Below are 15,493 nucleotides of genomic sequence, written 5' to 3'. Positions count from 1 at the left end.
CCGATGGTAGTTGGGACTTTGTCCCTGTGAGAGTAGGACGTTGCCAGGCATGTTTAGGACAATCCGGAAGGATTGTCCTTTTGTGTGTTCTAAGAAATTATAGATTTACTACTTGTAGATAACTTTTTACAGGGGTAGATACGTCCAGCTCCAGCGCCTAGCCCCTCGATGGTCTACAGTCAATCCGTCTAAAAGGTTAAAGAGCAACCTTTCAGCCGGCTCGTCTTATGCTTGGCTACATAAAGCTATCGCTTTCTGTACGCATTAAGGGCGACTAGCCTTTGACCTTGCTTTCACCGGTCAGTCGACAAGTCGCCCTATATCGGGGCTAACCAAGGCGCTTGCGCTTTTGTTCTTTTATTTCATAAGAAATTGAAAAATTAAAAAGGGACTCTTTTTTATGGTGATTTCTAGAAAAGATTTAATAAATGGATAATCCCGGTTGGGCATCATTTTTGTTAACTCACTCCACCATTCCGTTTCATAGCGGGCAATCATACTTAGGTTATATAATAAAAGATAATGAACAAGCAGCTCTGGAAAGTGAATAAAACTTCCTTTGACGAGTGGGAGTGTGTACGTACTGTTCTCTAAGTTAAAACATAATGGTGAGATATCAGAAGAAAAGTCTTCATTGGTATAAAAGGCAAGCTCTCCATCAATAAACTCCACACTATTTTTGAACTTTGAAGTGAAAAATTCCTTGAATCTGCTTTCTGTCATATGATAAGTATCCAATACATATTCAGGGATAATCAGTTTATTATCCTGTTGATCTAAATTTGCAAATGTCTTTTTCCCTTCAACGATAAAGAATAAATCATTTAATTCAGGTATAAGCTGTAATAATTCTTCCATAATGGCCTTTTCACCCTCCAATTGTTTCATGTGAAACAACCTTTCTGACATAAAAGGAAAGAGACCGTTTTTTTGAAATTTTACCTCATCATGGAAGAATAGATAATTTTGTTTTTTTCTTTTCCTAGTTGATACACCATGCGCTAATACAGCCGTTGTTTCTGGATAGGAAGGATCTATCGTTAAGATACAAGCTTTAATTAAATGGACAAGTCCATAGAAAAGTAAAATTGGTTTTAAAATGAGTGGCGACTTTTCTGCTTGATCATAATATATTTGCCCGTGTTCGAGATAATAGAGAAGGGCATATCCATTTTCATAGCTTTTTTGTTCTGGGTTATCGATATTTCGCTTTTGGTAGCAGGTTTTTAAATACCTTTGACAGTAGTCAGCGGAAAAAAAACAGGAATAGTTTTCCCAACCCTTATAGTTCATCACTAAATTATCACCTTTTTCAGAAAAATCAATTAAATATTTATTCCTTGACAGTATTTTGTCCAATTGTTAAAGTACAAATAATATTTTTTGTCCTGGAGGGCTGTTAAAAATGTGGGAAAATAAATTTGCAAAAGAAGGTTTAACGTTTGATGATGTATTGTTAATTCCGGGTAAATCAGAGGTACTGCCCAAAGATGTCAACCTGCAAGTAGAATTATCGCCGAGTGTAAAACTTAATATTCCAATTATCAGCGCTGGAATGGACACTGTAACAGAATCAGAAATGGCGATTTCAATTGCCCGCCAAGGCGGCTTAGGAATTATCCACAAGAATATGACCATTGAACAGCAGGCAGAGCAAGTAGAAAAGGTCAAAAGATCGGAAAGCGGAGTTATAACTGATCCCTTTTTCCTAACCCCTGAACATCAAGTGTTTGATGCGGAGCATTTGATGGGTAAGTATCGAATTTCTGGTGTCCCGATTGTCAATAATATGCAGGACCAAAAGCTAATTGGGATCATTACCAACCGTGACCTTCGCTTTATTCAGGATCAAGATTATTCTTTTAAAATCTCAGATGTAATGACAAAAGAAAATCTTGTAACAGCCCCAGTCGGAACAACATTAAAAGAAGCCGAAAAAATACTTCAAAAGTATAAGATTGAAAAGCTTCCTTTAGTAAATGAAGAAGGCGTATTAAAAGGGTTAATTACAATTAAAGACATCGAAAAAGTAATTGAATTCCCTAACTCTGCAAAAGACAGACAGGGTCGTCTGCTTGCTGGCGGCGCTGTAGGGGTAACAAAGGATACGATGAAGCGTGTAGAAGCTCTAGTGGCAGCAAATGTCGATGCTATTGTTATTGATACCGCTCATGGGCATTCTAAAGGCGTTCTTGACATGGTGAAGGAAATTAGAAGTGCATATCCTGACTTAACCATTATTGCAGGGAATGTCGCAACAGCTGAAGCGACAAAGGACTTAATCGAAGCAGGTGCCGATGTTGTAAAGGTTGGAATTGGACCTGGATCTATTTGTACAACAAGAGTAGTAGCAGGGGTAGGCGTACCGCAAATAACAGCTGTCTATGATTGTGCAACTGAAGCGATGAAGCATGGAAAAACAATCATTGCTGATGGCGGGATTAAATATTCTGGAGATATCGTGAAGGCTCTGGCAGCGGGCGGACATGCCGTCATGCTTGGAAGTTTATTGGCCGGGGTATCAGAGAGTCCTGGTGAGACAGAAATCTTCCAAGGACGCCGCTTTAAGGTCTATAGAGGAATGGGTTCAGTCGCAGCGATGGAAAAGGGATCAAAAGACCGTTATTTCCAAGAGGATAATAAAAAGTTTGTTCCTGAAGGAATTGAAGGGCGGATTCCATATAAAGGACCATTAGCTGAGACAATCTACCAGCTTATTGGCGGCATACGGTCAGGGATGGGCTATTGTGGAACAAAAGATCTTCAGGATTTAAGAACAAAAGCTCAATTTATTAAGATGACAGGTGCTGGTCTGAAGGAAAGTCATCCACACGATGTTCAAATTACCAAAGAAGCACCAAATTATTCATTATAAATTTTCTAAACAGAGAGGTGATACTTCTCTGTTTTTATTATGAAAAATTTCCTAGTAAATTTTAAGAGAATTTTAATCATTTGCCAAAGAATGGTTCAATGCTCATTCTATGATTTACTAGGTATGTGTGATAAAATATTCAAAGTGTATTAATTCCTTGGAGGGCGTGTAATAGTGAACAAACATTTTTATCAAAAATATATTGCCAGTGCATTGGCAATGATTATGTTTTTTAGCGTTTTTGCTGGTGTACATAAGGCCCATGCAGAAGCAGCTTTGAATGTGAATGCAGATGGTGCCATTTTAGTAGATGGAAAAACAGGTAAAGTTTTATATGAAAAAAATGCTGATAGTGTACTAGGAATTGCTAGTATGACCAAAATGATGACTGAATATATCTTACTTGACTCAGTTAAAAAAGGAAAAGTTAAATGGGACCAAGAGTACAGGGTAAGTGATCTTGTCTATAAGATCTCTCAGCGCCGTGATCTTTCTAATGTACCATTACGGGCAGATGGCACCTATAAAGTGCGAGAATTATATGAAGCAATGGCGATTTACTCTGCTAATGCCGCAACCATTGCACTTGCAGAAATTATGGGCGGTTCAGAAACAAACTTTGTCAAAACAATGAATGAAAAAGCGAAAGAATTAGGCTTAAAAGATTATAAATTTGTTAACTCAACAGGTTTAAATAATCGTGACTACAAAGGTTTGCATCCAAAAGGAACAGGTGCAGAGGATGAAAATGTGATGTCATCCCGGGCAGTTGCAAAATTGGCTTTTCATTTAATTAATGATTTCCCGGATGTGTTAAAAACAGCCAGCACTCCGAAAAAGGTCTTTCGTGAGGGAACAACTGATCAAATTAATATGATTAACTGGAACTGGATGCTTCCATCACTAGATTATGGTTACCAAGGAATGGACGGGCTTAAAACGGGGACTACTGACTTTGCAGGCTATTGCTTTACCGGAACAGCTAGCCGTGATGGAAAACGATTTATTACTGTCGTACAAAATGCAAAGGATGCCACTGGACAACAAGGTGGATATAAAGCGCGCTTTGAAGAAACTAGAAAAATGCTGGATTATGCATTTAGTAATTATACGAATGTAAAACTTGTTCCAAAACACTTCCAAGTCAAAGGACAGAAAACATTACCAGTCCTTAAAGGGAAAGACGATCAAGTAAAAATCTACACTAAATCGGCCATTAATATGATTGTTCTTAATGGTGAAGAGAAAAACTATCAACCGGTTCTGGTTTTAGATAAAAATAAGGTTAACAAAAAGGGTGAATTGACCGCACCGATTAAAAAGGGTGAAAAAATCGGTTATGTGACATTAAAACCAAAGAATAACGAAAAGGTTAGCTTCTTAACCGCTGAGGGACAGAAGAAAGCACAAGCGGATGTTGTAGCTGCTCAGGATGTTGAAAAAGCCAACTGGTTTGTCTTAATGATGCGAGGCATTGGCAATTTCTTCGGGGATGTATTTCATGGCATTGGTACAACCATAAAAGGTTGGTTTTAACTAAAAAAGCATAATCTCTGTTTAGCAACGGATGGATTGACTTGAGGATTCTTGTCTTGACAGGAATCCCCTTTTTTTTATTAAATGATAAGAGAAGCAAAGGCCAAATAATTTGTTTAATTCAGTTGCATTTGGTTCATAATTATAGTAAATTATAAAACAAATCAATAATGAAAAAGCAATGAGAGGAACTAGTAACAAGATCCTCACACTAAAGAGAGCCGGTGTTTGGTGTAAACCGGTGTGTGATCCTTGTGAATCCCTCCTCGAGTAAGGTACAGAACACCTGTTTGGTCAGTAAGTACTTTCGGTAAAAACCGTTACATTCTTTCGAGGTGGGCAGCCTATGCTGTCAACCAGGGTGGTATCGCGACTAACTCTCGTCCCTGTATTTGGGGCGGGAGTTTTTTTATTTGGCTCAGCCGCTGGATAGTTTTTTATTAAAAGGCTGTGTTAATGTTCTTATTGAATATTAGCATGTTGATTGGAGCGGAAGGCGGCGAAGACTCCTCGAAAATGCTATCGCATTTCCTTCGTGCGTGGGCGGATTCGAGGATGAAAATTCAAAGTCCTGCGGGAGTACGGGGCCGGGGAGACCCCGCAGGCGCAAGTGCGCCGAGGAGGCTCCCCGGCACGCCCGCGGAAAGCGAAGCCGCCTGGAGCGGAAATCAACACTCAGATTAACAGCTAAAAAAAGGAGTGTCGACAGATGTTAGATATCAAAGTATTAAGAGCAAACTTTACTGAAGTAAAAGAAAAGCTTCAGCATCGTGGAGAAGATTTAACAGATCTAGGCCGATTTGAGGATTTGGATGTAAAAAGACGCGAGCTAATTGTTGAAACAGAAAAATTAAAAAGCCGAAAAAATGAAGTCTCACAGCAAGTGGCAGCACTAAAGCGTGAAAAAAAGGATGCCGATCATTTAATTACAGAGATGAGGGAAGTTGGCGATCAAATAAAAGTCCTCGATGATGAACTCCGCGGAGTAGAAGAAACATTAGAGCTGTTACTCCTAAGTATTCCAAATATTCCACATCAGAGTGTACCAATCGGAGAAACTGAGGACGATAACATTGAAATCAGAAAATGGGGTCAAGTACGCGAATTTGACTTTGAAGCAAAGCCGCACTGGGACGTTGCAGACGAACTAGGAATCCTTGACTTCGAACGGGCAGGAAAGGTGACTGGAAGCCGTTTTGTCTTTTATAAGGGACTTGGAGCCCGCTTAGAACGGGCCTTAATCAGCTTCATGCTGGACCTGCATGTTGAAGAACATGGCTACACAGAAATATTACCGCCGTACTTAGTCAATCGAACAAGTATGACAGGAACAGGGCAGCTGCCAAAGTTTGAAGAGGATGCTTTCTTAATTGAAAAGGAAGATTATTTCCTCATTCCTACTGCTGAAGTGCCTGTTACCAACTATCACCGTGATGAAATTCTAAGTGGTGAAGACCTTCCGATTCGTTTTGCTGCTTATAGTGCTTGTTTCCGTTCTGAAGCAGGTTCTGCAGGACGCGATACAAGAGGATTAATCCGTCAGCATCAATTTAATAAGGTTGAGCTTGTAAAGTTTGTGAAACCGGAAGATTCTTATGAGGAGCTAGAAAAGCTGACCCATGATGCGGAGCGGGTACTGCAGCTGCTTGAACTGCCATACCGTGTGTTAAGCATGTGTACAGGGGATCTTGGCTTTACCGCCGCCAAAAAATACGATATTGAAGTATGGATTCCAAGTTACGGAACATACCGTGAGATTTCTTCTTGCAGTAACTTTGAGGCCTTCCAGGCAAGACGGGCCAATATCCGCTTCCGTCGGGATCCAAAAGCAAAACCAGAGCATGTTCATACCCTAAACGGATCTGGTCTTGCGATTGGCCGTACGGTGGCCGCAATCCTAGAAAATTATCAGCAAGCAGATGGCAGTGTCATTATTCCAACGGCCTTACGACCATATATGGGCAATCGCGAAGTCATTAAATCTTTATAAATCTCCAAAAGACTGTATGTAAAAGATTTTTCCGGGGAAGCTAACCTTGTCCGGAAAAATCAGTTATTCTATTTGACATCGTGATATATATATGGTAAATTATCATTTGTCGATACGGAGGAATACCCAAGTCCGGCTGAAGGGATCGGTCTTGAAAACCGACAGGCGGGTTAAACCGCGCGGGGGTTCGAATCCCTCTTCCTCCGCCATTATTTTAAAACAACTACGCGCATAAAAACTGGAGATAAAAATTCGCTGCAATTTACTTGCAGCGAATTTTTTTTGCCTAATCCTAAAAGAAGAAAAAGCACAGATCGGATTACCCAATCTGTGCTTTTTCTTCTTTTAATATTTCATTTAGTTTCTCTTCGACAGCATTACAAACCTTCAAGGCATCTTCTTTGCTTTTAATAACATCTGTATAATCCATATCAATTACAAGTACTTCACTGGCAGCGTACTGATTCATGACCCATTCATCGTAACCCTTCCACACTTCGAAATAGTACTCTTTTAGTTCAGGATTAATTTCGAAGCTTCTGCCACGCGCCATAATCCGGTCAATTACTGTATCGAATGAACCCTTTAGATAAACCATTAAATCTGGTGCTTTCTTAGGAAGTTCATTTAATTCTTCCATCATATTATCAACAAGATCTTCATATATTTTGAATTCCAGGTCGGAAATTCGGCCTAAGTTTTTATTCACATAAGCAAAATACCAATCTTCATAAATCGAACGGTCTTGAATGGTATAGACTGGTTCGCGCCAATTAATACATTCTTTAACCGTTTTAAAGCGTTTATTTAAAAAGAATAACTGCAGGAGGAAAGGAATTCTTCTCGCATCAAGTTCCTCAGGTGTTAGTTCATAGTAAAGGGGAAGGATCGGATTGTCATCGACCGTTTCATAAAATACCTTACTCTCAATTCCTTTAGCTTTAAAGTGGGCATTCAATGTATCCGCCACACTTGTTTTTCCTAGACCAATCATACCACCAATAACGATACTCACTAACATCCCCCGTTCAATAATATGTTGTTTGCCCAGCTGTTTTCTTGTAAGGAAGTAGATAACTTTTGAAAAATATATTGTAAATCCTGTTCACTCTGCACAAAATCCAACTCATCACCACTGAAGCGAAGAACCGGAATTTCTGGATGTTCCTTTTCAAAAGCAGTTATCGTATTTTCATAGTCAAGAGAGAGCTGTTCCAAATATAAAGGGCTAATATTTTTCTCTACTTCGCGCCCTCTTTTTTTAATTCGTTTCAAAAGTGTATCGAGGCTTGCGTTTAAATAAATAATGACGTTCGGCTTCGGCATATCTTCTGTTAGAATTTGATAAATCTTTAAGTACTTTTGATACTCTTCATTATTTAAAGTCCGCTCGGCAAAGATCAGATTCTTTAAAATATGATAGTCTGCCACCACAGACCTATTTTGACTTATAAAATGGGAGTTGATATCTCCTAATTGCTTATAGCGATTACAGAGAAAGAACATCTCCGTTTGAAAACTCCACTCCTCTATATTTTCGTAGAATTTCCCCAAAAAAGGATTTTCATCAACAATCTCTTTTAATAAAGCAAAATTGAACTTTTCTGAAATGGCTTTTGCGAGAGATGTTTTTCCTACACCAATCGGCCCTTCAACGGTAATAAAGGGTGTATCCCCCATTGCAAGTCCTCCTTCTCCAACTGCCCGTACATCTATGATATCTTATGATAAGTTTTTCTAACTTATCGTAGTCCATGTGGTTATACGTTCTCTAAATGATGACGCAAAGAATATTTTATCATAATCTGTCGTAGGAAGGGATATGGAATATTTTCAAGCACTATGTATTATGTCAAATATATGAAAAAACTGCCGAATGACGGCAGTTTTTGTAGAATGGTAATTTTTATATTTCTGTTAAAAAGCTTTTTTACGACCCCCGTTTTGTTACGGTGAAATTGTCTACAATTAACAGCCAATTCTGTGGGAAGGCTAAGCCCAGTTTCCAATAGCTCATTCCTCTAAGATTAAGCTCCTTAATTAAATCAAACTTCGCCTGGATGGAACGGGCATCTTCAAACCAAACCTCATGCTGTTTGCCATCGTTAGCAGTATACCGAAAATGCGGAGCTTGTGCTTTTGTATCATATTCGATCGGGACATTATGTGTTGCGGCAAGCTGAATAGCTTGCTGGGGGCTCACCGCTCTCGCCACTGTTCCTTGGACGAATGGAAGCGTCCAATCATATCCATAGAGGTTTTGCCCCATTAGAATTTTAGTGGATGGCATTTCAGTGACCGCATATTCGAGGACTTTACGTACCTGATCAATGGGTGAGACGGCCATGGCCGGACCACCGCTGTAGCCCCATTCATACGTCATAATGACCACGAAGTCGGAGATTTCCCCGTGAGCACGATAATCATGTCCTTCGTACCATTTTCCTTTTTGAGTTGCACTTGTTTTAGGTGCCAGAGCCGTCGACATAAGCCAGCCTTCCCTGCTAAACCGTTGCTTTGCTTTCCGTAAAAAGTTGTTATAGGCTTCCCTGTCAACTGGCCGTATAAATTCAAAATCAAAATGAATGTCGCGGAATCCATATCTTTTCGCTGTTGCCACAATATTATTAAGGAATCGATCCTGGATCGCTAGATCGTTTAGTAAAATACGGCCAAGCTCATCACTAAACTGATCATTCTCCTGATTGTTAATGACCATCATCAAAACATTGCGATTAGCTCTGGCAATTGCAGGAAATTGATTCAGTAAAGGTTCTTTTAAGGTCCCATCGCGGCGTGCTTGGAAGCTAAAGGGGGCTAAATAGGTTAGATATGGTGCGGCTTCGCGGGCACTATTTTCCAAAACAGGAGCTACAGAGGTACCACGCGGTTCAACATAGGCATTGAATTCAGCATTTCTTTTGGTTCCTTGAGGTATATAGAGACGGAACCCTACATTTAAAGGCTGATTGATGTTAATTCGATTAACACTTGCCAATTGCTGCGCAGAAACGCCAAACCTACGGCCAATGGAATAAAGAGAATCTCCGGATTGAACAAAATAAAAATGGCCGATAATGGGAATAACAATGGCTTGCCCAATGACAAGATTATTGGGGTTTGGCAAATCATTCGCCTCAACGATGTCTTGTACGGTGGTATGATAGGTCCTTGCAATTGTGGTTAATGATTCATTACTCTTTATGACATGGATTTGCATCCTAATCCCTCCCCGAAACATACGCTACAGCTATTCTATGAGGGAGGGCGGGTTTACATGATATACTTTTGGTAAATCCTGCGAGGATTTAATTTCTGCCTTCAAGACATTTTTCATCATCGTTAAAGCATATTGGTTATCTTGATCATCTGTCGAGGCAATACAATTTTTAGGGATATATAGCTTGAATTCACGCATATAGGCATCGTTTGCTGTAAATAGAACACAGATATTGCCCGCAATGCCTGTTATAATAAGGGTATTTACTTTTAGCTGATGCAGTAAGGTATTTAAGGCAGTTCCATAAAAGGCAGAGTGTTTCGGCTTTATTAAAAAATAATCATTTTTGTCCGGCAGCACTTTTTCATAGATAGGCTCACTATATTGATTTCGGCAATGTTCGATAATGGTATGGTAATCAGCTTGCCATAAATTATAATGATCATTAATAAAAACTACAGGGAGCTGCTGTTGATTAAATTGATCCTTTAATTTTTTAATGGGCCCGGCAATTTCCAGTGCCTTTTGGGCAAGAACCTGGCCATGGTTAAAATCAAAGTTATTGATCATATCAATGATTAACAGGGCAGGACGTTCATGAGTCAAACTGTCTCCCTCCTTTTCATTTATTTTGGAGTAGCTAGGAAGTTTTTATCCTATCTTAAGGGATCTCAAACCTGTAATATTAAAATAATTAGGTGATAATTTGATAAATATCGAAGAAAAACAAGATGAATATTTTATGAAGGAAGCAATGAAGGAAGCAAAGAAAGCGGAAGAATTAAATGAAGTACCGATTGGCGCCGTGTTGGTAATGCATAATGAAATTATTTCCCGGGCCCATAATTTAAGGGAACTAGAGCAGAGTGCAATTGCTCATGCTGAACTGCTTGCAATTGACAAAGCCTGCAGAAAAACCGGGTCTTGGCGATTAGAAGATTCCACTCTATATGTCACCCTAGAGCCATGTCCAATGTGTGCAGGTGCGATTATTTTATCAAGAGTGAAAAGGGTAGTGTACGGGGCAGGTGATCCTAAAGGAGGATGCGCTGGAACACTCATGAATCTGTTACAGGATGAGCGTTTCAATCATCAATGTGAAATCACTAAAGGTGTATTAGAATCCGAATGCGGGCAAATGCTCTCTGATTTTTTTCGAAGCATAAGAGATAGAAAAAAACTTGCTAAGCAAATGAAGAAAAATCAAGCTTTAGATAATTTACAGTAATTTACAAATTTATTAAGATTGCTTTTTTTCACAAATAGTTGTATATTTAAAAGGCGTCAGTTACGACGCATTATTATTTAGGTATCAATTTTGCCGTGCTAGGTGGGGAGGCAGCGGTGCCCTGTACCCGCAATCCGCTCTAGCGGGACTGAATCCCTTCCCGAGGCTTATGGCCTGTAGGGTCTGCCTTAAGTAAGTGGTGTTGACGCCCGGGTCCTGCGCAATGGGAATCCATGAACCATGTCAGGTCCGGAAGGAAGCAGCATTAAGTGGACGCTCCCATGTGCCGCAGGGTTGCCTGGGCCGAGCTAACTGCTTAAGTAACGCTTATGGGCGTAAGTCGACGGAAGGTGCACGGCAGTACATATAACATGCATGAATAAAACTCATCTCAATTTGGGGTGAGTTTTTTTACATACATTTTGGAAAATGGGCGTTAAATAAGCTATAATGGGTAGGATGATAAAAAATTTGAAGGGGGCGGTGTCCATTGGCATATCAAGCTTTATATCGTGTTTGGCGGCCGCAGGCATTTATTGATGTAGTAGGACAAGAACATGTAACCAAGACATTGCAGAACGCCCTGCTTCAACAAAAAACTTCACATGCCTATCTTTTTTCGGGTCCAAGAGGAACAGGTAAAACAAGTGCGGCTAAAATATTAGCAAAGGCGATAAATTGTGAGCATGCACCAGTTTCGGAACCGTGTAATGAATGTGCGGCCTGCCGCGGCATCACCAATGGCACCATTCCAGATGTATTAGAATTTGATGCTGCCTCCAATTCCCGTGTTGAGGAAATGAGAGATGTCCTTGATAAGGTGAAATTTGCCCCAACTGCTGTAAACTACAAGGTTTATATCATTGATGAGGTGCATATGCTTTCGATTAGTGCTTTTAATGCCTTGTTAAAGACGTTAGAGGAACCACCAAAGCATGTCATTTTTATTTTAGCGACAACGGAGCCTCATAAGATTCCACTAACGATTATCTCAAGGTGTCAGCGGTTTGACTTTAGGCGCATTACGGCAGGATCAATTGTAAACCGGATGAAATTAATTGTGGAAGAAACAGGCGTTAACTGTGATGAAGCAGCGCTGCAAATGATTGCCCGTGCAGCTGAGGGTGGTATGCGTGATGCATTAAGTCTGCTCGACCAGGCCATTTCCTATAGCCAAGACCGAGTAACACTGGAAGATGCGTTAACCGTAACAGGGTCTGTATCACAAGGATTCTTGAATAAGTTAGCCCATGCCTTTCAGCAAGGGGACGTGTCGAGCGGTTTAGAGGCGCTCGATGAACTGTTATTCCACGGGAAAGATCCAGCAAGATTTATTGAGGACTTAATCCTATTTTACCGGGATATGCTGCTTTATAAAACAGCGCCTAATTTAGAAGAGTCACTTGAAAGAGTGATGTTGGATGAGGATTTTCGGCAATTGGCTGAAACCATTCAATTGGAACAAATCTATCAGCTGATTGATTTATTAAATAAAACACAGCAGGAAATGCGCTGGACCAATCATCCCCGAATCTTTTTAGAGGTAGCGGTGGTAAAGCTCTGTCAAACGGAAATGAAACCATCCGTCTCTGGTGATTCTGCGCCTATTGGACAATTATTAGCCAGAATCGATCAACTTGAGTCGGAGCTGCAGCACTTAAAAGAAAATGGGATCGTACCAGCTGCCCAAGATACAGCATCGCAGCCGCAAAAGCAGGCACAGAGATCCTCGAAAAAGGTCTTTCAGCCGCCAGTAGGAAAAATCAATGAAGTTTTAAAACTGGCAACGAAGAATGATTTAAATTTAATTAAAGCGAATTGGGGAGAAATGCGTTCGAGTCTGTTAAAATCACAGGCAGCATTATTAAATGATGCTGAACCGATTGCTGCCTCTTCTGCCGCTTTTATTATAAAGTTTAAGCATGAGATGATTTGCCAAATGGCAATGAACCGCACCGATTTCCTTGAAGCAGTTACATCCTCACTTTTAAAATTAACTGGAAAGAGGCTTCAGCTTTTAGGTGTTCCTGAAGATCAATGGATGCCGATTCGCGAAAGCTTTTTGAACACTCAGCATAGTGAAGATGGAACAAGTATAGGCGGGGAATCTGTCAAGGAAGAGGAACCGCATATCGCAGAGGCAAAGAAATTATTTGGTGCTGATTTTGTAGAAATTATTGACTAATAAATATTAATTAAATGGAGGTTAGGATTATGATGCGTGGTGGAGGAATGGGTAACATGCAAAATATGATGAAACAAATGCAAAAAATGCAAAAGAAAATGGCTGAGGCTCAAGAGGAGCTAGGCCAGCAAAAAATTGAAGGTACTGCCGGAGGAGGCATGGTTACTGTCGTTGTGACAGGACATAAGGAAGTAGTAGATGTGCAAATTAAACCTGAAGCCGTAGACCCTGATGATGTTGAAATGCTTCAAGATCTAGTACTTGCAGCTGTTAATGATGCCCTTAAGAAGGCAGAAGAATTAACAAACAATACAATGGGGCAATTTACAAAAGGAATGAATTTACCTTTTTAATTAAACATTAGCTGGGGTGCATAGACACTCGGGGTTCACGCTCTGAGGTCAGGCACCCCTGCTTTTCTAGAGGAGAAAAATGACATGCACTATCCAGAACCCATATCAAAGCTGATTGACAGCTTTATGAAGCTGCCTGGGATTGGCCCAAAAACGGCTGCCCGTCTCGCCTTTCATGTCTTGAACATGAAAGAAGACACCGTGCTCGATTTTGCAAAGGCACTTGTCAATGCGAAACGTAATCTTACCTATTGCTCTGTCTGTGGCCATATTACCGATCAAGATCCGTGTTATATCTGTGAAGACCAGCGCAGGGATAAAAGCATTATTTGTGTCGTTCAAGATCCAAAGGATGTTATCGCAATGGAAAAGATGAAGGAATTCAACGGCTTATATCATGTTCTGCATGGGGCTATTTCACCAATGGATGGAATTGGACCAGAAGATATAAATATTCCTGATTTGTTGAAACGGCTGCAAGATGAAACGGTTCAAGAAGTAATTCTCGCCACAAACCCAAATATTGAGGGAGAAGCAACAGCTATGTACATCTCCCGATTATTGAAGCCATCGGGTATTAAAACCACAAGGATTGCTCATGGACTTCCTGTAGGCGGTGACCTAGAGTATGCAGATGAGGTAACCTTATCTAAAGCGCTAGAAGGCAGACGTGAATTGTAAACCATAAATAAGTGAACGGCGAATGTAATGTCTAAATTACAGAGTTTACACGATTACCGGAGGAGTAACACATGTTTTTTCGGCGCAAAGGGCGGCTGCGAAAAGAATATGATGAAAAGCTGCTAGCACAATTAAACCGCTATAAAATAAATTGGCAGCAGGAAAAGCTGCTGTTAGAAAAAAGTTTTGATCCTTCGGATGAAGTGATCTGCCAAGCTAAAATAGCTGAAGCTAAATACATCTTTCTATTAAAAGAAGCAAAGCAGCGTAATGTAACAATACTTAAGTAAAACAGTATTTCACCCGCTATGGTCTATACTTAACAACTTGTACATATGTTGTAAGTAAAAAGACCTTAAAGGGGGAAAGCACTAATTGGAACCAATTGTTGTGATTTCTATTTTAGGCGGGCTTATTCTTTTATTATTATTTTCTGGTGCACCGGTTAAGCCTGTAAGATTTGTTGGACAGGCAGCTGTGAAATTTTTAATAGGAGCCTTGTTTTTATTTTTTTTGAATGTGGCCGGCAATCGTTACGGAATTCATGTCCCGATTAATTTTGCAACTTCTGCTGTTTCAGGATTTCTTGGTGTACCCGGATTAGTAGCGTTAGTTGCAATCCAACATTGGGTTTTATAGAAAGGCTGTGTTAATCTAGAATATTGATTTCCGCTCCAGGCGGCTTCGCTTTCCGCGGGCGTGCCGGGGAGCCTCCTCGGCGCATTTGCGCCTGTGGGGTCTCCCTTGTCCCGTACTCCCGCAGGACTTTGAATTTGCATCCTCGAATCCGCCCACGCACGAAGGAAATGCGATAGCATTTTCGAGGAGTCTTCACCGCCTTCCGCTCCAATCAACATGCTAAAAATCAACAACAATAATCTTTAACACAGCCCATATAAAAAAGCCGCTGAAAAAACAGCGGTTTTCTTATGTCTTATAGAGTGAATGAAAAGAAGACAACTAATCCGATAAAAATAATAACTATTTGCTTGACGGATTATTGCTAATGCTGTAATATATTAAAAGTCGTCACCAAGACGTCGTCTAAAAAAAGAAAGTTGTTGACTTTTAGTTGATAACTTGTTATTATTATAAAGTCGCTTTTGAATGGCGAGTTAAATTGCTCTTTGAAAACTAAACAAACAAAAACGTCAACAAACAATACTATTCATTTCTTGCGAAATGAAGCCAACGTAACAAAATGAGCTAATCAACTTTCATGGAGAGTTTGATCCTGGCTCAGGACGAACGCTGGCGGCGTGCCTAATACATGCAAGTCGAGCGGACCAACAGGAGCTTGCTCCTGTTGGTTAGCGGCGGACGGGTGAGTAACACGTGGGCAACCTGCCTGTAAGACTGGGATAACACCGGGAAACCGGTGCTAATACCGGATAATCCTTTTTCTCTCATGAGGAAAAGTTGAAA

General features: G+C 40.3%; 14 protein-coding genes, 1 tRNA gene, 1 rRNA gene, 1 other RNA gene and 1 other annotated feature. Of the genes, 12 read left to right on the top strand and 5 right to left on the bottom strand.

What is annotated here, in order from left to right; genetic code table 11:
• Positions 1 to 357 precede the first annotated feature (357 nt).
• Entirely contained in the window at positions 358 to 1,293 is a 936-nt protein-coding gene (locus tag J7E81_RS27070) for a YaaC family protein (RefSeq protein WP_215047288.1), read from the bottom strand.
• A 112-nt stretch (positions 1,294 to 1,405) separates the two neighbouring features.
• Between J7E81_RS27070 and guaB the strand changes: the two genes are divergently transcribed.
• The 4 genes from guaB to J7E81_RS27050 all read left to right on the top strand — a co-directional run bounded on the left by guaB (position 1,406) and on the right by J7E81_RS27050 (position 6,610).
• Positions 1,406 to 2,875: an IMP dehydrogenase gene (gene guaB, locus J7E81_RS27065; protein WP_215047284.1), complete on the top strand. Its 1,470-nt coding sequence runs from the start codon at positions 1,406 to 1,408 to the stop codon at positions 2,873 to 2,875.
• Positions 2,876 to 3,094: 219 nt separating this feature from the next.
• On the top strand, positions 3,095 to 4,411 hold the full coding sequence (locus J7E81_RS27060) for a serine hydrolase (RefSeq protein ID WP_215047287.1): 1,317 nt from the start codon (positions 3,095 to 3,097) through the stop codon (positions 4,409 to 4,411).
• Positions 4,412 to 4,583: 172 nt separating this feature from the next.
• Positions 4,584 to 4,802: a binding site (T-box leader), on the top strand.
• Between the two features lie 318 nt (positions 4,803 to 5,120).
• A complete protein-coding gene (serS, locus tag J7E81_RS27055) occupies positions 5,121 to 6,401 on the top strand; it encodes a serine--tRNA ligase (protein WP_215047283.1) in 1,281 nt (426 codons plus the stop codon).
• A 116-nt stretch (positions 6,402 to 6,517) separates the two neighbouring features.
• A tRNA-Ser gene (locus tag J7E81_RS27050) sits at positions 6,518 to 6,610 on the top strand.
• Positions 6,611 to 6,720: 110 nt separating this feature from the next.
• Here J7E81_RS27050 and J7E81_RS27045 read toward each other — a convergent pair.
• From J7E81_RS27045 to J7E81_RS27030, 4 genes are all read right to left on the bottom strand, one after another.
• Entirely contained in the window at positions 6,721 to 7,416 is a 696-nt protein-coding gene (locus J7E81_RS27045) for a deoxynucleoside kinase (protein WP_374104105.1), read from the bottom strand.
• Entirely contained in the window at positions 7,416 to 8,081 is a 666-nt protein-coding gene (locus J7E81_RS27040) for a deoxynucleoside kinase (RefSeq protein WP_215047281.1), read from the bottom strand. The genes J7E81_RS27045 and J7E81_RS27040 overlap by 1 nt, the downstream gene beginning before the upstream one ends.
• Positions 8,082 to 8,331: 250 nt before the next feature.
• Positions 8,332 to 9,621, bottom strand: coding sequence for a LysM peptidoglycan-binding domain-containing protein (locus tag J7E81_RS27035; RefSeq protein ID WP_215047280.1), 1,290 nt, complete (start codon positions 9,619 to 9,621; stop codon positions 8,332 to 8,334).
• A gap of 30 nt (positions 9,622 to 9,651) precedes the next feature.
• Positions 9,652 to 10,227: a cysteine hydrolase family protein gene (locus J7E81_RS27030; protein WP_215047279.1), complete on the bottom strand. Its 576-nt coding sequence runs from the start codon at positions 10,225 to 10,227 to the stop codon at positions 9,652 to 9,654.
• 109 nt (positions 10,228 to 10,336) lie between these two features.
• Between J7E81_RS27030 and tadA the strand changes: the two genes are divergently transcribed.
• From tadA to J7E81_RS26990, 8 genes are all read left to right on the top strand, one after another.
• A complete protein-coding gene (tadA, locus tag J7E81_RS27025; RefSeq protein WP_215047286.1) occupies positions 10,337 to 10,849 on the top strand; it encodes a tRNA adenosine(34) deaminase TadA in 513 nt (170 codons plus the stop codon).
• Positions 10,850 to 10,942: 93 nt separating this feature from the next.
• Positions 10,943 to 11,207: signal recognition particle sRNA large type (ffs, locus tag J7E81_RS27020), an RNA gene on the top strand.
• Positions 11,208 to 11,339: 132 nt separating this feature from the next.
• On the top strand, positions 11,340 to 13,034 hold the full coding sequence (gene dnaX / locus J7E81_RS27015; RefSeq protein ID WP_215047278.1) for a DNA polymerase III subunit gamma/tau: 1,695 nt from the start codon (positions 11,340 to 11,342) through the stop codon (positions 13,032 to 13,034).
• A 29-nt stretch (positions 13,035 to 13,063) separates the two neighbouring features.
• Positions 13,064 to 13,387 (top strand): YbaB/EbfC family nucleoid-associated protein, encoded by a 324-nt coding sequence (locus tag J7E81_RS27010; protein WP_374104104.1) that lies wholly within the window; start codon positions 13,064 to 13,066, stop codon positions 13,385 to 13,387.
• Between the two features lie 84 nt (positions 13,388 to 13,471).
• Positions 13,472 to 14,068: a recombination mediator RecR gene (gene recR, locus J7E81_RS27005; RefSeq protein WP_098533749.1), complete on the top strand. Its 597-nt coding sequence runs from the start codon at positions 13,472 to 13,474 to the stop codon at positions 14,066 to 14,068.
• Positions 14,069 to 14,139: 71 nt separating this feature from the next.
• On the top strand, positions 14,140 to 14,358 hold the full coding sequence (locus tag J7E81_RS27000) for a YaaL family protein (RefSeq protein WP_215047277.1): 219 nt from the start codon (positions 14,140 to 14,142) through the stop codon (positions 14,356 to 14,358).
• 85 nt (positions 14,359 to 14,443) lie between these two features.
• A complete protein-coding gene (locus J7E81_RS26995; RefSeq protein WP_215047276.1) occupies positions 14,444 to 14,707 on the top strand; it encodes a pro-sigmaK processing inhibitor BofA family protein in 264 nt (87 codons plus the stop codon).
• Positions 14,708 to 15,284: 577 nt separating this feature from the next.
• Positions 15,285 to 15,493 (top strand): 16S ribosomal RNA (locus J7E81_RS26990); the annotation flags it as partial.

The sequence above is a fragment of the Bacillus sp. ISL-18 genome, from assembly GCF_018613415.1.
GTDB lineage: Bacteria > Bacillota > Bacilli > Bacillales > Cytobacillaceae > Neobacillus.
Note: the sequence above shows the minus strand (reverse complement) of the source record. Positions and strands in the feature narration are given on the sequence as shown.